Source organism: Candidatus Pantoea symbiotica (assembly GCF_056491525.1).
Genome location: NZ_JBSZHR010000003.1, coordinates 817808 through 835894 on the forward strand (window position 1 = coordinate 817808; position 18087 = coordinate 835894).

The window sequence follows — 18087 nt, forward strand, 5'->3', positions numbered from 1 at the left end:
TTCCTCGGAGGTTCTCATGCCAGAGTACTTCTTTTTTAAAAAGGGTAATCACATCAATGCGCTGGAGAGATCTGATATAGCAGGCGCTTCCGATCTTACGGCTAAAGGCTATGAAAAGCAGTTTGAAGAATTAAACGCCCCGGATGTAAAACGCGCGCTGGCCAGGTTTACTGACATCCGCAAGGAAGAGCAGACTACAACTCATTCATTCGTAACAGGCGCGGTATTCGCATCGTTGTTAGTGGGCGTGGTAGCCGTGGTTAGTTGGTTCTTTGTCAAATAACAGTCGGGATGGTTACTCAACGTTAAAATTATCGAAATCCCCGCCCAAACCCTCAAAACCACCTTGCCAGTTCATGGCCGTAAAGGCGTTAATCCCATTCACCTTACCGAAAGGGTTGTAAAATGTGTGGCCGATCATAGATATTGATGCGGCTATCCGCAGCGCGTGGAATTAAAGGGAAGGGAGCAAGGTGAAAACGTCGGGAACCAATCTGGAACATGCACGGGCGCACAATCGCCGCGTGATCATTGAAGCCATTCGCCTGCACGGTGAACTGACCCGCGCCGAGCTGGCTCGTCTCACCGCTCTGACGCCGCAAACCGTGTCGAATATTGTGGCGGAGCTGGAGCAGGCCGAACTGCTTACCAGCCGCGCGCCGCGCAAACAGGGACGCGGTCAACCGGCGATTCCGGTGACGCTTAATCCCGCCAGCGCCTTTTCGATCGGCATCCATCTTGATCATCAAACACTGCTGATTGTGCTGGTGGATCTCACCGGCGAAATTCACTTCCGCCGCCTTATTCTGGTACAAAAGCCGCAGCCGGATGCCACATTAGCGCGCATTGCCGAGGTGCTTAGCGAGATCAAATCCCAACTGGGTGATCGCTGGCAGAAAGTGCTGGGAATTGGCGTGGTGATGCCTGGTCCGTTTGGCGTTGAGGGCATCTCTTCGATGGGGCCAACCACGCTGCACGGCTGGGAACAGGTGGATATTGAAACCAAACTCGCTGCGATGAGCGGCGTGCCGGTGACGCTGGAAAACGATGCCACCGTGGCGGCAATTGGCGAACGCTTTCATGGCGTGGCGCGACAGCTCAATTCGTTCGTCTATCTCTACATCGGCACCGGGTTGGGCGCGGGAATCATTATGGATGGCCACGTCTATAGCGGCCATGCGCATAACGCCGGTGAAGTCGGTCATGTGGTGGTGGAGCCGGGCGGACGCGAATGTTACTGCGGTAATCAGGGCTGTCTGGAACGCTACGTCTCTTTGCAGGCAGCGTACGAGTTTTGCGGGCTCGATCCGATGACCGCTTTGCCGGAAGATTTGCTGGAAGTCGATCCGGCGCTGTTCGATAAATGGATCGATACCGTGTTAACGCCGCTACGTCAGGCGATTAATCTGCTGGAGTGCATCTTCGATGCCGAAAGCGTGATCATTGGCGGCATGATGCCTGCGGTGCTGCTGGATAAGATTATTCGCCGCCTGCCGCCGCTGTATCAATCGGTGCGCGGTCGCTACCTCACCGGCACACGCGTCAAAGTTGGTATGACCGGCAGCGATACTGCCGCGTTAGGTGCCGCCGCGCTGCCGATTTTCGACGAGTTCAATCCACAATTTCAGGTACTGATGAAGTAACGGCCCGATCAGGCCGCTACCTTCACAGCCGTTTTCCGCTTCTCCTTCATCTTCCAACACAGCCACAGCGCAATAAACCACGCCGGTGAAGCGGCTAATGCGGCGAGCGTGTCGGGATCAAATATCATGATCACCACTGAGAACAGGAAGAACATCAGTGTTCCCCAGGCCGTCACTCTGCCGCCGGGCATCTTAAATTTGGATTTTTGATGCAGGTCTGGACGCTGCCTGCGATACACCAGATATGAGACCAGAATCATGCCCCAGCAGTAGATCACCAGAATCGCGGCCAGCGTTGAAACGATGGTGAACAGCGTTGTCACGTTCGGCACCAGGAACAGCAGCAAGGTGCCGCTCAGCATGCAGAAACAGGAAAAAAGCAGGCTGCGCAGCGGAATACGCGTGGTGCGCGACAGAATACGGAACTGCCAGTGCGCATGCTTCTCGACGGACAAGCCATATAACATGCGGGTACTGGAGTAGACGCCACTATTGGCGGAAGACATTGCCGAAGTGAGCGCCACGAAGTTAATAATCGCCGCTGCAGCGGGCAATCCGGCTTTGGCAAACAGTGTCACGAATGGGCTGGTATCGGGCGACACGCCTTGCCATGACGTCACCGCGATGATCACCATCATCGAGAGCATGTAGAAAATCACAATCCGCAGTGGCAGAGAGTTAATTGCACGCGGCAAAATTTTCTCGGGATCGCGCGTTTCTGCCGTCATGGTGCCGAGCAGCTCAATGCCGGTGTAAGAGAAAATCGCGATTTGGAAACCAGCAAGAAAACCGGTGATGCCATGCGGCATAAACACGGCGGGATCGGTGAGGTTATGTACCGAAGCTTTAACGCCATCCGGCGAGGTCCAGCCGCTAAACACCATCCATCCGCCGGTGAGAATCAGCGCGATGATGGTAATCACTTTGATCAGCGCAAACCAAAATTCAGCTTCACCAAAAGCCTTCACCGACAACATGTTAAACAGACACAGAATGCCGAGGGTGAACAACGCGGGTATCCACGCCGACATTTCCGGGAACCAATACTGCATATACGCGCCGCACACCACCACATCCGCAATACAGGTCACTACCCAACTTAGCCAATAAGACCAACCGAGAAAGAAGCTGGCTTTCGGCCCAAGGTAATCACCGACAAAATCGGCAAAAGAGCGATAGTCGAGCCGACTAAGCAGCACTTCGCCCATCGCCCGCATCACCATATAGCTGAAGAACCCGACCAGAATGTAGATGATTAATATCGAGGTTCCGGCCACCGCAATATTGCGTCCCGCGCCCATAAACAGCCCGGTACCGATCGATCCGCCCAGCGCGATCATCTGAATATGACGTTCGCTCAGTCCTCGCTGCAGTTTTTGCGGGGCGTCGAGAGCCCGAGCAGGCTGAATCTGCCCTTGTGTAGGTTTGTTAGACACAATGATTCCTTCAGTCTGGCAAAAAGACGCATGACGATGCCTGCCCGCAAGCATCAATGGCAAATAAGGGGTTGAACCTTAAAGAAGCACGTTTAAATAGATGAAAGAAAAACGAAATTAATAAAACGCTAATTCATGATGGAGGTTTCCGGCTAGGTTTTACTCATCGTGGTGGCGTGAGTTAACAAAGTCAATGCGGAAAAATAACAGTTTATTCACTTTTTGATGATCATCAAAGAACTGAAAAATAGGAATAAAATCAAATTTTATGCAATTTAGTGAATATATATCGCATATTTATGCGTCATAGGAGGGGGTTTTTTAATGCTTATTTATTCACTCATTCGCGAATTTTTGTATCGAAAAAGTTAAATCCTCCTTATTCAACGCAACCCGCTTTTCTTAAAAGGTGTTAAATTACACTCCGTCTAGTGCAATGCATCACCTTTCCACGTCTTTTCAATATAAATAACTCTGAACCTACAGGCTTCTCATGGAAAAGTTATCTTACGCTTCTGAAAGCAGTACATCTCCCTGGACTACCTACCTGAGCCAAATTGACCGCGTTGCGCCTCATCTTGGTGAATTGTCTCGCTGGATAGAAACCCTGCGTCATCCGAAAAGAGCACTGATTGTCGACATCCCGGTGCAGATGGATGACGGCTCGATTCGCCACTTTGAAGGCTATCGCGTACAGCACAATCTTTCGCGCGGACCGGGCAAAGGGGGCGTGCGTTACCATCCTGCAGTTGACCTGAATGAAGTGATGGCGCTGTCAGCCTGGATGACCATCAAATGTGCCGCAGTCAACCTGCCTTATGGCGGCGCGAAAGGCGGTATTCGCGTCGATCCGCACTCGCTGTCTGAAGGTGAGCTGGAGCGCTTAACCCGCCGCTACACCAGTGAAATTGGCTTGATTATTGGTCCGCAGAAAGATATTCCCGCGCCCGACGTTGGTACCAATGGCAAAGTGATGGCGTGGATGATGGATACCTACTCGATGAATCACGGCACCACCATTACTGGCGTTGTCACCGGTAAACCGATTCATCTTGGCGGCTCGTTAGGCCGTGAGAAAGCCACGGGTCGCGGCGTATTTATTACCGGTCGTGAAGTGGCAAAACGCTCCAACATCACCATTGAAGGCGCACGCGTGGCGTTGCAGGGCTTTGGTAATGTGGGTAGCGAAGCGGCGCGTCTGTTCGCCGAAGCCGGTGCGCGCGTGGTGGTTATTCAGGACCACACCGCAACCTTACTAAACGAAGGCGGCATTGACTTAGCGGCGCTGACTGCTTGGCAGATCGAACATAAACAGATAGCCGGTTTCCCGGGTGCGCGTGAGATCGACAGAGAGCAGTTCTGGACCACCGCCATGGATATCCTGATCCCGGCTGCGCTGGAAGGGCAAATTACCCGTGAGCGCGCTGAAATCATCAGTGCAAAACTCGTGCTGGAAGGGGCTAACGGCCCAACGTATCCGGATGCGGATGATATGCTGGCAAGTCGCGGTGTGCAGGTGGTGCCAGACGTAATCTGTAACGCAGGCGGGGTAACGGTGAGTTACTTCGAATGGGTACAGGATATGGCGAGCTTCTTCTGGAGCGAAGATGAGATTAACCAGCGTATGGACCGCATCATGACTGAAGCGATGGTTCACGTTTGGGATAAGGCCGCTGAAAAGCGCTGCTCATTGCGTACTGCTGCTTATATCGTTGCCTGCGAACGTATTCTGTTGGCACGTAAAGATCGCGGTATTTATCCAGGCTAATTAATTAAATTTTAAGTTTATTCAAATTAGCAGATAAACGCCGTCTTTGCCGTGAGAGGGCGTTTATCTTATCTTTCATGCGAGGTTTACGCCGCGCAACCCTGACCAGCACCTCGCGGCAGATTGGGTAATCATCACCGAAGGATCTTCGCTAAATTCACTCACCAAAGTGACAATTCTGTCAGTTAAACTCCTTATATTCTCGCTACCTACATAAACATATTCATTGGTGGGTAACACATACGCATAACCTTTCTCACAGACTAAACTGCGCGTAAAACCATTCTCAAGCATCGCATAGAGCAGTTCTATTTGCGTGCCAGCGGTGGGTTCTTTCAATTCGACACGGATAGTGTAACTGAACATAGTATTATCTCCGGCGTTTAAATTTAAGTTTACTTAAGTATAAATAATCAAAAATAGTGATCTTTTTTTTAAGATAAATCTTAGTGAATATTTATAAATAATCACCGCCATTAACAGTAAATATTGGCCCTGTTAAGCGTAACGACAAAGGGAGAATTAAAATATAATTATTTAAATTTCAATTTTATTGCGCTCTGCTTAAATAATCTCTTTTTCTTTTATTAAAGACAGCAGGTTTCTCGCAGGCTATAATTAACTTCAGCTCACTGTGAGCTGGTTGCTAAAAAGTTCGAAAATAGTATCCGCAACGGGCGATTTTAAAGATTTTTATTCATTAGTATTTATCTCTGCCCACGAGGTGTCGCGGATGAAATTAACTACAACGGATTTTTACGTCTTTGCTCAGGAAGATAGCGAGGGTTGCTGTGACTTGCACCGTGAAAGCTGTCGTATGGCGCCGGCCTACGATAATCGTGTTTTTATGGGATCTTTTTATTCACCGGAACACGCCTGGCAATATTTCCACACTCATCATCCTAATAGCCGAGCGGTATTTTGTCTGTTGTGTATGAGAGAATAATGCGGGAAACATTCTGCCTGCAAAATAGCAGCGGAAGGTTTGATTTAACTGAAGCGTGCAGGGCGGAAACTAGCAGGAATGGGCCGCACCTCTCCGCTTTATCCCAGTTTCACTTTAATGTCGGTTTGATAAGCGGAAGATATCCCGCCACCGCATGTCGCGTAAGCTGCGCCAGCATTTGCTGGGCGGCATCGTTAGCATTATGTTGCCACAGTGCGATACCCATACTTCCCACGGCGGGCAGTTGAGCGTTCAGGGAATGCAATCCCGCAGGTAAACCAATCTGGCTACGCAAGGTGATCCCCAATCCAGCCTGCACCGCCGCCCACACGCCACTCAAACTGTGGCTGGTAAACACCACGCGCCAGTCGAGTCCAGCCTGTTCCAGCACGCTCAGCGCACGTGTCCGCATGAGACACGGTGCTTCAAACATCACCAGCGGTATAGCTTCACCACGCGCGAGCAAGCCGCGAATATCAAACTCTTGCGCGCCAATCCACGCCAGCGGCGTCTGGCCTAGCAACTCACTTTGCGCAGGTAAATTATCACCTTGCCAAAGTAGCGCCATATCGAGACTTTGTTCGGCCATCGCTTGCAACAACGGCTGATTGCGATCGACGCGCGCGCTGATACGCACACTCGGATGCTGGCGGCTAAATGGGCCAAGAATGCCGGGCATCAGCGATTCACCGAAATCTTCCTGCATGCCGATACGCACATCACCCTGCAACAACTCGCCGCGCACCGCGCGCCAGGCTTCATCATTCAAGCTAAGCAGACGACGCGCATAGCTCAGCAAGATTTCACCGCCGGGCGTGAGCGCCAGATGACGACCGCGTTTGGTCACCAGCGCCATACCGCATTGCTGTTCCAGTTTTTTTAACTGGGCGCTGACCGCCGACGTCGAGCGGCACAGTTGCTGCGCCGCCAGCGCGAAGCTGCCGCACTCGATTCCCAACACAAAACTGCGCAGCGCATCGCTATCAAGCGAGACCGGAATCTTCTCCATAACCATCCTTCAAAGCGGGACTATAAGTCCTGAATAATGCGATTTTCAGGATTGTAGCAGCGCGCCACAATCGCTGCCTATTCAATGCCGGAGAAAATCATGAGTAAGTCACTGGATCGCGATTCTTTACAGCAGGTCGCACCGAAGTTAGCCGAGTTAACCCAGCAGGTGTTGTTTGGCGATATCTGGCAGCGCGCGGTGCTGTCACCGCGTGAGCGCAGTTTGATCACGCTCGCCACGCTTAGCGCTTTGGGCCGCGAGCAGCAACTGCCGTGGCATCTTGAATTTGCGCAGCAGAACGGACTTAGCCGTGAAGAGCTGGTGGAATTATTTACCCATCAGGCGTTTTACGCCGGTTGGCCCGCTGCAGTGACGGCGCTGGCTTTATTGCAACAGGAGAACAACTGATGCCATTTACCCGGATTATCGTGCGCGACGTTTGGAGCGATGCCGATCTGCAAATCTTATCGGACACGTTGCATGAGGTGCTGGTGGCCGAGTTCAACGTACCGCCCGACGATCGTTTCCAGGTGATTGAATCGCTGGCGGCGCAGCGTTTTATTTATGATCGCCACTATCTTAGCGGCGGTCGTAGCGATCGCTATGTGTTGCTGAACATCGTGGCAGGCAAACCGCGCAGTGTGGAACAGAAGTGTGCAACCTATCAGGTGTTGAGTGAACGCCTGCAGCAGCGCCTCAATCTTGATCCCAATGATTTAATGATCATTATTCAGCAAACCCAGCCCGAAGACTGGAGTTTTAGCGGCGGAAAGATGTTTGCGCTGTAACTGCGTAGGGTCGCCATTCATGGCGACCTTCTTCCGGGCATTGCCAGATCACTCCATCACCCAATGTCCCTCACTCACCTCGCGATAACGCCGCGTTTCAGGCACAAATCCCAGCGCACGCACCGGGCTTTTCAGCTCGCTGATGTCAATCTGGCGCTTCACATGACGGCGCGCCGGATCGGGCACCGGCACCGACGACAGCAGTTTGCGAGTGTAATCGTGCTGTGGATTTTCAAAAATCGCCGCGCGCGGGCCGATCTCGACGATTTCACCGAGCAGCATCACCGCCACGCGATGGCTGATGCGCTCGACCACCGCCATATCGTGCGAGATAAACAGATACGACAAGCCGAGGCTTTGTTGCAGGTCGAGCAGCAGATTGATGATTTGCGCTTTTACCGTGACATCCAGCGCCGACACCGATTCATCGGCGATGATCATTTTCGGGTCGAGCATCAACGCACGGGCGATACAGATACGCTGGCGCTGGCCGCCGGAAAATTCGTGCGGATAGCGTTTCATCATGCTGGCGGATAATCCGACGCGTTCCATCAGTGAAGCGGCTTTCGCACGCGCCTCGGCTTTGCTGCCCAGGCGATGTTGCAGAAAAGGTTCGGTGAGCGCTTCCAGCACCGACATGCGCGGATTGAGGCTGGCAAACGGATCCTGAAAAATCATCTGCATGGCGCGGCGCAAGGTGCGCAGTTCGTGAGTTGATAAACTCAGCACGTCGTAACCATCAAAGGCCACTTCGCCCGCGTCGGGTGTAACCAGGCGCGTCAGCGAACGTCCGGTGGTGGATTTTCCGCAACCGGATTCGCCGACCAGCGACAAGGTTTCGCCCGGCATCAAATCAAATGAGATATTTTCCACCGCATGTACCGCGCCGGTTTTACGGCTGAACACGCCTTCGTGGATGCTGAAGCGGGTGATGAGATTCTTTACCGACAGCAGCGGCTGCTGCGATGTCGCTACGCGGCTGGCATCAGGCGCGTCGTGCTCATCAAAGGAAAACTTACGCGGTCCAGCAATGCCGCGCATTGCGCCGAGCTGCGGCACGGTCGCAATCAACGTGCGGGTATAATCGGCGGCAGGCGCGGAGAAAATCGCGGCGGTGGTGCCGGTTTCCATCACATCACCTTGATACATCACCAGCGTGCGATCCGACACTTCCGCCACCACGCCCATATCGTGAGTAATAAACAGCACCGCCGTGCCTTCCTCTTCCTGCAACGTCTTGATCAGGTCAAGAATTTGCCCCTGAATAGTCACGTCCAGCGCGGTGGTCGGTTCATCGGCAATCAGCAGTTTGGGTCGCAGCGCCAGCGCCATGGCAATCATCACGCGCTGGCGCATGCCGCCGGAAAAATGGTGCGGATAATCATTAAAGCGTTTCGCCGCATTGGGAATGCGCACTTTCTCCAGCAGCCGAATGGTCTCTTCACGCGCGGCGCGTTTGCTGATTTTGCGGTGATTGATCAGCGCCTCAGCAATTTGATTGCCGATGGTGAACGACGGATTCAGGCTGGTCATCGGTTCCTGAAACATCATTGCCACCGCATTGCCGCGAATATCACCCATGGCGGATTCGCTTAGCGTCAGCAGATCAACGCCGTTCAGCAGCACTTTGCCGCTGACGCGCGCGTGGCGCATGTTGAGTAAGCGCATAATCGCCATCGAGGTGACGCTTTTACCCGAACCGGATTCACCCACAATTGCCAGCGTTTCACCGGCATTCACGGTGAGCGACAGGTTCTTCACCACTTCGCGCCATTGATCCTCAACGCGAAAGGCAACGGTCAGGTTTTCGATGCGCAGCACCGGTTCGACTGCGGAGGCTGGCATGTTCATTTTGCTTTCACAAAGCGTGCGGACAAGCTGCTTACCGGCAGGAAGCTGAAATCCGTATCAAACGGATAGGCGGGCTGCAATTTGCGGTTGCGGGTTAAGCGTTCCACGTACTGATCGACCACGCCTTCTGACAGCGCCATCAGGTTTGGATTGGCTAGCGGTGCCAGCTCCGGCGACAAATAACCCGACTTCACCACCACAATTTTAGCGGTGGCGGGATCGAGACCGAGCAGGGCGAAATCCGCCAGGTTGTGATATGGGCGGCGACGATCGGCGACCACCAGCGTAATGCCGCCGGTTTGCAGCAGCGCCTGTTTCGCCAGCGAACGCGGATCGTCGCTGAGATGCTTCACCACAAACTCGGCTTGCACTTTGCCGCCGGCCGGATCGAGCGACGCGCCAACGGTCAGCGTTAAGGTTGCGCCTTCACCGGCAGCAAATGCTGCATCGGTGGCGGGTTTATCGGTAATACCGGCGACGATAACGTCCTGTGCATCCCGGCGAATCAGCTCCGCCAATACATCCGCGCGATCGCCAACGCCGCCGCCGGTCGGATTATCACCGGAATCGGCCAGAATCACCGGCGCGGTTTCGCTGGCGATAGCCATGCTGACGCACTCTTCAATGCTGCCAGTGACGCAGCCAAAGCTGAATTCATCACGCGCCTGCCAGTAAGCCAGCGCCAGTTTTGCCGCCTGTTCCGCCAGCACATCGGCATCGGTGCCGGTCATGATCGCGGCAGCGGTGGCGCGCGGTTCATCGGCCCAGACGTAACCGACCATCAGCGAGGCGTCCCAGATGTGCTCCAGCTGGTTTATCGCGGGCAAACGGGCATACAAACTTTTAGCCGGTTCATCTTCGGTGCTGGTGCGCTCGCCGGGTAACACCACCGGAATCGGTGCCCACACCACGCCAGGTTTGACGCCGGTTTGCAGACTTTTCACCAGCATTGATACCGAGCGGCGCATGGTTTCTTCCACATCAATGTGTGGCGCGGTGCGATAGGTCGAGAACATGTCGATGGCATCGATGATGCGCTGTGTGACATTGCCGTGCAGATCGTAGCTGACGGTGATCGGGCAATCCGCGCCGACCAACTCGCGCGTGGCGCTGATCCAGTCGCCTTCAGCATCTTCCATGCCTTCAACATAAACCGCGCCGTGCATGGCGAGATAGACGCCATCCACCGGCAAATGTGCCGCGAGGCGTGTCAGGAAATCCTGCTTAAAATCGTCGTAGGTGATGCGCGCAACCGGACCACCGGCGATGGCGCGCGCGTGGAAGGTGGGCAGAAATTCGGCATCATAATCCTGCAGAAAGGCGAAGTAAGGATTGGTGGTGAGTTCATCCCCGCGCACGATGCGGAAGTCGTCGGCATAATTCAGCACCGGATTATAAGTACTGCACTCAGTATGAATTCCACCAAAAGCAATGCGCATAGCAGCCTCCGCTAGTCGGGTAAGTGAATGATAAAACGATACGCCGCCACACTGGCTGCGGCTCTGGCCCAGCTCTCTTCGTTGATTGCCATGCTTGAAATCGGCGTTTTGCCGATGATCGACGGCAGCACATGGCGATCGACTGCCTGCATCACCACGGTTTTTAGCAAGCCATCAAACGCATCAGGTTGATGCGCAATCACAATTAATTCGGGGTCATTCATCTGGATGATATTGGCGATCGATAAACCCAGCGCATGGCCAGCCTGATGCAAAATAGCAATCGCCGCGCTGTTGCCTTTCACCGCCAGCGCTTCCAGCTCGGCAATCGATTCGCTTTCCAGCGCTTTGTCACGCACGCTTTCGCGGATGGCGGTTAACGAGGCCAGCGTATCGAGGCAGCCGCGTTTGCCGCAGCGGCAAGGACGTCCGCCGGGTTCGATGGTGCAGTGGGCGATTTCACCGGCAGCGCCGTGCGCGCCACGATGCAGCTGGCCCTGAAAGAAGTGTGCCGATCCAATGCCGTCACCGTGCGAAATCAGGGTGAAGTTGCGCGCCTTTTTCGCCACGCCGAAAATCTTCTCGCTCACCGCCAGCGCTTTGGCATCGTTCTCTAACGACACTTCCAGCCCGGTTTGCTGTTTCAGCAGTTCTGCCAGCGGCACGTTTTTCCAGCCCAGCAGCGCCGACTGCACGCAAATCGCCTGATGTTCATCGACAAATCCGGATAACGTCACGCCAAGCCCGATCAACTGATCCTGCGAAATCGATTTCTGCGCAATCAGATCCGGAATCGCCGCCGCAATCATTTTTGCCAGCTGCGGCGGATCGAGATTCAACGGCATTTGCGTAGCGGCCAGCGTGCGGCCGTGCATATCAATCAGCACTAAAACTACGCGCTCGCCAAGCAGCGAAGCACCAAGAAAATAGGCGCTGTCGGCACGCATTTTTAATAACACCGATGGACGACCCTGGCCGCTGGATTCCGGAACACTCTCTTCCAGCAATCCAGCCTGCAGCATCTCTTTCACCAGCGGGCTAATTGCGGCTTTGCTTAATTTCATTTTTTCCGCAAGCGCGGTGCGGCTCATGCCATGCGACGCAATAAGTAAGCGCAGAATTTGTTGCTGGTGGGCATTGAGCATTGAGGTTCTCACGGCGTTAGCACTATGCGCTGACAATAATAAGGACAGAAAACAAATACAACGATATTTAGTTAAATTTCTGAATGCAGATCTGATTATAAGTAAATTATATGAACCAACCTATTGGCTTTTGTTTAGTGAGTGTGGCTTATATAGCGCAATGCGACAGTCGTCGGGACGGAATTAACGGCAATCTACCGGTGCGCATTAATGCGCACCCTACGAAAACCTCGCCTGGCGATCGTAGGGTCGCCATTAATGGCGACCGTCCGGAATGCCTCACTGCATAACAAATAAATGTTCATTCACCGATCGTTTCAATGATTCATTGAGGGCCTTCATGGAAAGCAAACACAAGCATTTCAAGGTACTGACGCTGGCCGGTTGTTTACTGGCGTCGATGGCGAGCGCCACGGTTTTTGCCAGCCAGCTGGTGATCATGCAGAACGAACCGCCGCGCAGCATGGACCCCGGCAACCAAACCGCGACCTTTACCGGCACGGTGCTGGACCCGATGTACGAAGGCCTGACGCGTCTCGGTGATGACGGCAAAATCATTCCAGCGCTGGCATTATCCTGGACATCCGATGACAGCGGACTTAACTGGACCTTCACCCTGCGTCCAAATGTGAAATTCCACGACGGCACGCCATTTAATGCCGACGCGGTAGTGGAAAACTTCCAGCGTCATTTAAATACGCAGCGCGGATTAGCCGGCAGTGGAAAAATTCGCACCTTTATTCAGGACGTGAAGAAAAAAGACGATCTCACCGTCACGTTTCAGCTGAAAAAAATTAATCCGGCCTTTTTAACTGTTTTAGCCTCCGGTCCGGGATTAATGGTGAGTCCAACAGCGGATAAAGCGGGCAGCATCAACAATAAAGCCGATGGCACCGGGCCTTATAAACTGGTGCAGTACAAATCCGGCGAATATGTACTTGAACAAAAGAATCCTGACTATTGGGGGAAATCTTCCGGTCCGGATGAAATTAAATGGACGTGGAGCAGCGAGCCTTCAGTGATGAATATGGCGCTGCAATCGGGGCAAGTCGATATTATTAACCCGGTGCCGCCGCAGTTTGCTGGCATGTTGAAAAACAACGCTAACGTTAATCTCAAACAGTCGCCGGGTGCGGCGGTGTTCTGGGTCGATCTCAACACCCAAAGCAAAGCGCTAAGCGATGTGCGCGTGCGTCAGGCGTTGAATCTCGCCACCGACCAGCAGGCGCTGGTAAAAGCCATCATGTTTGGTTATGCGCAACCGGCGAACTCTGCGCTGGCTCCGGTTGATCCTAACTACGACAAAGCGCTGCATGACTATCCGTATGATCTGCAAAAAGCCAAAGATTTGCTGAAAGCTGCGGGCTACGCCGACGGTTTCCCGATGTCGATTGCGGTGCAGGCACCTGACGCACGTACCGCACAAGTGCTGCAGGGTATGTGGAGCAAAATCGGCGTGAAACTCAACGTGCGCCAGATGGAGAGCGGCGTGTGGACCAAAGCGGCGTTTGCCGATGGCAAAGAGAAAGCTGCACAGGGCACCGATGCGGTGCTGGCGTCCTGGTCTTCTGGTTTGTATGGTTCGGATCTGCAGCTGCGTCCGCTGTATCACACCAGTAGCTTTGCGCCGGGCGGGGCCAATCTCGGCTTCTTTAGCGACAAGCAAACCGATGATCTGATCGACACCGCCGCATCCACGCTCGACGATGCCAAACGCAAAGACCTCTACTTCCAGGCGCAAAAACAGATCAGCGGATTAGCGCCGCAGGTGCTGCTGTTCTATCAGGACGATCTCTATGCCGCACGTAAAAATATCAGCGGCGTGGTGATGCAGCCGGGCGGACAAATCGTCGTACGCGACGCGGTGAAGCAATAACCCAATGGTTGATGTGATATGAAAGCGTACGTCGCAAAAAAGGTGCTTTCGCTGCCGTTAATCATTTTCGGCGTATCGATTATCGTGTTTATCGCCATCCGCGCGCTGCCGGGCGATCCGGCGCGGCTGATGGCGGGACCGGAAGCGCCGCAAGAAGCGGTGGACAGCATGCGCATGCGGCTGGGGCTCGATCAGCCGCTGCCGCTGCAATATGTCAAATTCGCGGCGGAAGTGCTGCACGGCAACCTTGGCTTGTCGTTGCAGTCGCAGCGTCCGGTGATGACCGAGATCAGCGAGCGGTTGCCGTACACCTTATCGCTGGCGGCGCTGGCGTATCTGCTGGCGATTGCAATTGGTGTGCCGGCGGGCATGACCGGCGCCATCTATCGCCAGCGCATTCCGGATCAAATCGTGATGGTGCTGACCATTGCCGGTGCGTCGATTGCCAATTTCTGGCTGGCGCTGCTGGCGATGAACTACTTCGCCGTTGAGCTGGGTTGGTTACCGCTGCTGGGCGCCGATTCGTGGAAAAACTACATCATGCCGACTGTCACGCTGGCGATCTTGCCGATGGCGATGATCGCGCGCATGACGCGTTCCAGCATGCTGGATGTGCTGAGTCAGGATTACATCCGTACTGCCAAAGCCAAGGGATTATCCTCCGCCAGCATTAACTGGAAACATGCGCTGCGTAATGCGCTGATCCCGATTGTCACCATCGTGGCGCTCAACTTCGGCAGCCTGATTGGCGGCGCGGTGGTGACCGAATCGGTGTTCAACTGGCCGGGCATTGGCCGCTTGCTGGTGGATTCGGTGCGCTACCGCGATTATCCAGTGATTCAGGGCGTGACGTTGGTGGCGGTTACCGGCGTGGTGCTGATGAATCTGGTCGGTGAAATCCTGATTGGCCTGCTCAATCCAAAAATAAGGTTCGACTGATGAACAGCATTGAAACTTCCGTGCTGCCGCCGCGCTCGCGCAGCCGACACCTGATTAGCATTTTGATGACGAATCCGTCGATTGCCATTGGCGGTGCGTTAGTGCTGCTGGTGGTGCTGGCCGCCGCGCTGGCTCCGCTGATTACGCATTGGGATCCGGTGGAGCAGGATCTGCTGAATACCTTGCAAGCGCCGTCGGCCGCGCATTGGTTTGGTACCGACGATTATGGCCGCGACATTTTCTCGCGCGTGATTTACGGCGCGCGCATCACGCTGTTTGAGGTGAGCCTCAGCGTCGCCATCTCAATGGTGATCGGCATTCCGCTCGGCATCATTTCCGGCTTAGCCGGACGCAAAATTGATGCGCTGATCATGTGGGTGATGGATATCATCTTCGCCTTTCCCGGCATCGTGCTGGCGATTCTGATCGTTAGCGTGCTCGGTGAAGGGCTGACCAATATGCTGATCGCCATCTCGCTGTTCTCGATTCCGGTCTATGCGCGTCTGAGCCGCAACCTGACGCTGGGCCTGAAGAACATGGAGTACATCGAAGCGGCGCATATGCTCGGTGTGCGCTATCCGCGCATCGTTACCCATTACATTCTGCGTAACTCAATAGGCCCGCTGATTGTGCAATCAACGCTGACGGCGGGCGCGGTGGTGCTGTCTGCCGCTAGCCTGTCATTCCTCGGTTTAGGCGTGCAGCCACCGATGCCGGAGTGGGGCACCATGATGAGCGATGGGCGCAACTTCCTCGGGCTGAATATTTATGTGTCTCTCTTCCCCGGATTGGCGATTTTGATTACCGTGCTGGGCTTCAATGTGCTGGGCGACGGTTTGCGTGATGTGATGGATAAACGTTTATGAGTAGACAATCTGCGGTGATTTGCCTCGATCTGGGCGGCTCTTTTATTAAGTTAGGCGTAATGAATGCGCAGGATGAATTAACCCTTCTCGATCAGCAAAAAATCCCGGCGGCAAGCTGGGACGAGTTCACAGCGCTGGTGAGTCGCATGATTGCCCAATATCACCTGCATTTTACTGCCAGCAGTCCGGTGGCGATTTCTACGGCGGGCATTGTGGCACCGGATTCCGGCGAGATGTTTGCCAGCAATATTCCCGCGTTTCATCAGCGCAGTTTGGCGAACGAGCTGGGCGCGATCCTGCAACGCGAGGTGATTGTGCATAACGATGCCGACTGTTTCACGCTGGCGGAAGCGCTGGCGGGTGCGGGCAAAGGGCACAAAGTGGTATTTGGCGCAATTCTCGGTTCGGGCGTTGGCGGCGGATTGGTGGCGGATGGCCGCATCATCACCGGGCAGAACGGTTTGACCGGCGAATGGGGACATGGGCCGATCACGCTAACCGAAGTGGAGATCGATGGCGTCACGCGTCGACTGCCGCGCAAGGCGTGTCCGTGCGGCCAAAAAGGCTGTCTCGACAGCTACGGCGGCGCGCGCGGGCTGGAAAATCTGCATCAAACGCTACATGACCGCACGGCGAGCAGCGTGGAAATTATTGAACGCTGGCAGCAACAGGATGTGCAGGCGCAGCAAACCATTCAGGCATGGTTGCAAATTGTCGGTCAGCCGCTGGCGTACAGCATCAACATCACCGGCGCGTCACGCGTGGCGGTTGGCGGCGGATTGGCTTCAGTGGCTCCGCTAATCGCGGCGTTAGATGAGGTGGTGCAGGGCTACGCGCTGCGTCGCACCGCGCATCGCTTAGTTGTGCCGGGCGAGTTCGCGCATCACGGCGGCATGATGGGTGCGGCGTTGTTAGCACGTCAGACAAGGTAGGGTCGCCATTTATGGCGACCTCTGCCGCATCGTAACGCCAACCCTTCACACATTTTTGCGCTATCATACGCCGCTCATACTTCTCGGTCTCGACGATGGCTGTCGCGTTAAGCGCCCACGATCCTGACTGAGTTCTTCACTTGTGGTTCGGAAAACTCATGTCATCAGTACAGCCCCAACTTACTCAGCTGCCGGATGAGGCATCGCTGCCGCGTCAGAGCGTGTTAAAAGCCTTGTTCGCGCTCGGCACCGGCGGCTTTGCCATTGGTACCGGCGAATTCGTTATCATGGGCCTGCTGCCCGATGCAGCCAAAGGTCTTAACGTATCGATTCCCTCGGCCGGACATCTCATCAGTATCTACGCACTTGGCGTGGTAATTGGTGCGCCGCTGCTGGCGGTATTGGGCGCACGCGCCTCACGCCGTAATTTCCTGATGACGCTGATGGGCCTGTTTGCCGCCGGTAACCTGCTGAGCGCCATTGCGCCGGGGTACTACTCAATGCTGCTGGCGCGTTTCCTCGCCGGTTTTCCGCACGGCACCTTCTTCGGCGTGGCAGCGTTGGTCGCAGCCGGTTTGGTGGAACGGCGCAAACGCGCGCAAGCGGTATCGATGGTGCTATTTGGCCTGACCATCGCCAACTTACTTGGCGTGCCGGCCGTGACGGCGATCGGCCAATGGTTTGGCTGGCGTGATGCCTTCGCCATTGTCGGCGGTCTGGCTGTAGTGACCTTACTGCTGATTTGGTTGTGGGTGCCGAACGTGGCGGGCGACAAGAATGCCAGCCCGCTGCGCGAATTGTCGGCGCTAACGCGCAAACAGGTATTGCTGACGTTGGCGATTGGCGCGGTAGGCAGCGGCGGTTTGTTCTCGGTGTTTAGCTACGTGAAACCAACCATGACCGAACTGGCGCAGATGCCGGTAAGCTGGATCCCGGCGGTGCTGGCGCTGTTTGGTTTAGGCATGATTATCGGCAACATCGCCGGTGGTCGTCTGGCCGATCGCGGCATTGAAAAGACCATCCGCATTCTACTGATCTGGTCATTTCTGGTGCTCAGCGCCTTCGTGTTTGCCGCGCACTATGCGCTGGCAGGCGCCATCAACGTGATGCTGGTGGGCACCATGGTGGCGCTGGCGGCGGTGCTGCAAATCCGTTTAATGGATGTTGCCGGTGACGCGCAAACCATGGCGGCGGCGATGAACCATTCGGCGTTTAACCTCGCCAACGCGCTCGGCGCATGGTTGGGCGGCGTGACTATTTCTGCCGGTCTGGGATGGCAATCTACCGGTTGGGTGGGCGCGATTTTGGCGGTGTTGGGTCTGTTGATTCATGCGGTAGCGATGCGCGATGCACGCCGTAAGTCGATTACCTTTGCGCACGAAAGTCATTAAAAGGTTGCGGTCGCCATTAATGGCGACCCTACGAAAGCGTGGGATGCGCGATTATAGG

16 protein-coding genes are annotated in these 18087 nt (G+C 54.7%); 10 read left to right on the forward strand and 6 right to left on the reverse strand.

Features of this window, described 5'->3' with window-relative positions:
* The first annotated feature begins 16 nt into the window (after positions 1-16).
* Together ACXIZX_RS24435 and ACXIZX_RS24440 are read left to right on the forward strand one after the other, a co-directional pair.
* Complete coding sequence (locus ACXIZX_RS24435; RefSeq protein WP_479405312.1) at positions 17-283, forward strand: hypothetical protein; 267 nt, start codon at positions 17-19, stop codon at positions 281-283.
* Positions 284-473: 190 nt separating this feature from the next.
* Entirely contained in the window at positions 474-1643 is a 1170-nt protein-coding gene (locus ACXIZX_RS24440) for an ROK family transcriptional regulator (protein WP_479405313.1), read from the forward strand.
* Positions 1644-1651: 8 nt separating this feature from the next.
* Here the strand turns inward: ACXIZX_RS24440 and ACXIZX_RS24445 are convergent, their stop codons facing one another.
* Complete coding sequence (locus ACXIZX_RS24445; RefSeq protein WP_353655904.1) at positions 1652-3079, reverse strand: amino acid permease; 1428 nt, start codon at positions 3077-3079, stop codon at positions 1652-1654.
* 493 nt (positions 3080-3572) lie between these two features.
* Between ACXIZX_RS24445 and ACXIZX_RS24450 the strand changes: the two genes are divergently transcribed.
* The gene (locus tag ACXIZX_RS24450; RefSeq protein ID WP_008108085.1) at positions 3573-4847 is read left to right on the forward strand and encodes a Glu/Leu/Phe/Val family dehydrogenase; all 1275 of its coding nucleotides are present in this window, start codon (positions 3573-3575) and stop codon (positions 4845-4847) included.
* Positions 4848-4922: 75 nt separating this feature from the next.
* Here ACXIZX_RS24450 and ACXIZX_RS24455 read toward each other — a convergent pair whose 3' ends face one another.
* Positions 4923-5213 carry a hypothetical protein gene (locus ACXIZX_RS24455; RefSeq protein WP_479405314.1) on the reverse strand — a complete coding sequence of 97 codons (291 nt, stop codon included), beginning with the start codon at positions 5211-5213 and terminating at the stop codon, positions 4923-4925.
* 689 nt (positions 5214-5902) lie between these two features.
* The gene (locus tag ACXIZX_RS24460) at positions 5903-6802 is read right to left on the reverse strand and encodes a LysR substrate-binding domain-containing protein (RefSeq protein ID WP_479405315.1); all 900 of its coding nucleotides are present in this window, start codon (positions 6800-6802) and stop codon (positions 5903-5905) included.
* A 99-nt stretch (positions 6803-6901) separates the two neighbouring features.
* On the opposite strand from ACXIZX_RS24460, the gene ACXIZX_RS24465 reads away from it, so the two are divergent.
* Positions 6902-7210, forward strand: a complete 309-nt coding sequence (locus tag ACXIZX_RS24465; protein ID WP_479405316.1) for a carboxymuconolactone decarboxylase family protein — start codon at positions 6902-6904, stop codon at positions 7208-7210.
* On the forward strand, positions 7210-7590 hold the full coding sequence (locus ACXIZX_RS24470) for a tautomerase family protein (protein ID WP_479405317.1): 381 nt from the start codon (positions 7210-7212) through the stop codon (positions 7588-7590). Before ACXIZX_RS24465 ends, ACXIZX_RS24470 begins: the two co-directional genes overlap by 1 nt.
* Before the next feature lie 48 nt (positions 7591-7638).
* On the opposite strand, the gene ACXIZX_RS24475 is transcribed toward ACXIZX_RS24470, so the two are convergent.
* The 3 genes from ACXIZX_RS24475 to ACXIZX_RS24485 are packed head-to-tail and all read right to left on the reverse strand — an operon-like array spanning position 7639 to position 12025.
* Positions 7639-9441, reverse strand: a complete 1803-nt coding sequence (locus ACXIZX_RS24475; RefSeq protein WP_479405318.1) for an ABC transporter ATP-binding protein — start codon at positions 9439-9441, stop codon at positions 7639-7641.
* A complete protein-coding gene (locus ACXIZX_RS24480) occupies positions 9438-10880 on the reverse strand; it encodes a M81 family metallopeptidase (RefSeq protein WP_479405319.1) in 1443 nt (480 codons plus the stop codon). Before ACXIZX_RS24480 ends, ACXIZX_RS24475 begins: the two co-directional genes overlap by 4 nt.
* Before the next feature lie 11 nt (positions 10881-10891).
* A complete protein-coding gene (locus ACXIZX_RS24485) occupies positions 10892-12025 on the reverse strand; it encodes an ROK family protein (protein WP_479405320.1) in 1134 nt (377 codons plus the stop codon).
* A 340-nt stretch (positions 12026-12365) separates the two neighbouring features.
* On the opposite strand from ACXIZX_RS24485, the gene ACXIZX_RS24490 reads away from it, so the two are divergent.
* The 5 genes from ACXIZX_RS24490 (at position 12366) to ACXIZX_RS24510 (ending at position 18029) form a co-directional block, all read left to right on the forward strand.
* Entirely contained in the window at positions 12366-13901 is a 1536-nt protein-coding gene (locus tag ACXIZX_RS24490; protein ID WP_154156575.1) for an ABC transporter substrate-binding protein, read from the forward strand.
* Between the two features lie 18 nt (positions 13902-13919).
* On the forward strand, positions 13920-14840 hold the full coding sequence (locus tag ACXIZX_RS24495; protein WP_479405321.1) for an ABC transporter permease: 921 nt from the start codon (positions 13920-13922) through the stop codon (positions 14838-14840).
* Entirely contained in the window at positions 14840-15706 is an 867-nt protein-coding gene (locus tag ACXIZX_RS24500) for an ABC transporter permease (protein WP_479405322.1), read from the forward strand. Before ACXIZX_RS24495 ends, ACXIZX_RS24500 begins: the two co-directional genes overlap by 1 nt.
* Positions 15703-16638 carry an ROK family protein gene (locus tag ACXIZX_RS24505; protein ID WP_179452386.1) on the forward strand — a complete coding sequence of 312 codons (936 nt, stop codon included), beginning with the start codon at positions 15703-15705 and terminating at the stop codon, positions 16636-16638. Before ACXIZX_RS24500 ends, ACXIZX_RS24505 begins: the two co-directional genes overlap by 4 nt.
* Positions 16639-16796: 158 nt before the next feature.
* Positions 16797-18029 (forward strand): MFS transporter, encoded by a 1233-nt coding sequence (locus tag ACXIZX_RS24510; protein WP_008110705.1) that lies wholly within the window; start codon positions 16797-16799, stop codon positions 18027-18029.
* Positions 18030-18087 lie beyond the last annotated feature (58 nt).

Excerpts from the sequence above, each read along its gene's own strand:
- ACXIZX_RS24495 (WP_479405321.1), top strand. The coding sequence starts at position 13,920 with ATGAAAGCGTACGTCGCAAAAAAGGTGCTTTCGCTGCCGTTAATCATT.
- ACXIZX_RS24480 (WP_479405319.1), bottom strand. The coding sequence starts at position 10,880 with ATGCGCATTGCTTTTGGTGGAATTCATACTGAGTGCAGTACTTATAAT.
- ACXIZX_RS24435 (WP_479405312.1), top strand. The coding sequence starts at position 17 with ATGCCAGAGTACTTCTTTTTTAAAAAGGGTAATCACATCAATGCGCTG.
- ACXIZX_RS24450 (WP_008108085.1), top strand. The coding sequence starts at position 3,573 with ATGGAAAAGTTATCTTACGCTTCTGAAAGCAGTACATCTCCCTGGACT.
- ACXIZX_RS24500 (WP_479405322.1), top strand. The coding sequence starts at position 14,840 with ATGAACAGCATTGAAACTTCCGTGCTGCCGCCGCGCTCGCGCAGCCGA.
- ACXIZX_RS24465 (WP_479405316.1), top strand. The coding sequence starts at position 6,902 with ATGAGTAAGTCACTGGATCGCGATTCTTTACAGCAGGTCGCACCGAAG.
- ACXIZX_RS24455 (WP_479405314.1), bottom strand. The coding sequence starts at position 5,213 with ATGTTCAGTTACACTATCCGTGTCGAATTGAAAGAACCCACCGCTGGC.
- ACXIZX_RS24470 (WP_479405317.1), top strand. The coding sequence starts at position 7,210 with ATGCCATTTACCCGGATTATCGTGCGCGACGTTTGGAGCGATGCCGAT.
- ACXIZX_RS24510 (WP_008110705.1), top strand. The coding sequence starts at position 16,797 with ATGTCATCAGTACAGCCCCAACTTACTCAGCTGCCGGATGAGGCATCG.
- ACXIZX_RS24485 (WP_479405320.1), bottom strand. The coding sequence starts at position 12,025 with ATGCTCAATGCCCACCAGCAACAAATTCTGCGCTTACTTATTGCGTCG.
- ACXIZX_RS24460 (WP_479405315.1), bottom strand. The coding sequence starts at position 6,802 with ATGGAGAAGATTCCGGTCTCGCTTGATAGCGATGCGCTGCGCAGTTTT.
- ACXIZX_RS24490 (WP_154156575.1), top strand. The coding sequence starts at position 12,366 with ATGGAAAGCAAACACAAGCATTTCAAGGTACTGACGCTGGCCGGTTGT.
- ACXIZX_RS24475 (WP_479405318.1), bottom strand. The coding sequence starts at position 9,441 with ATGAACATGCCAGCCTCCGCAGTCGAACCGGTGCTGCGCATCGAAAAC.
- ACXIZX_RS24505 (WP_179452386.1), top strand. The coding sequence starts at position 15,703 with ATGAGTAGACAATCTGCGGTGATTTGCCTCGATCTGGGCGGCTCTTTT.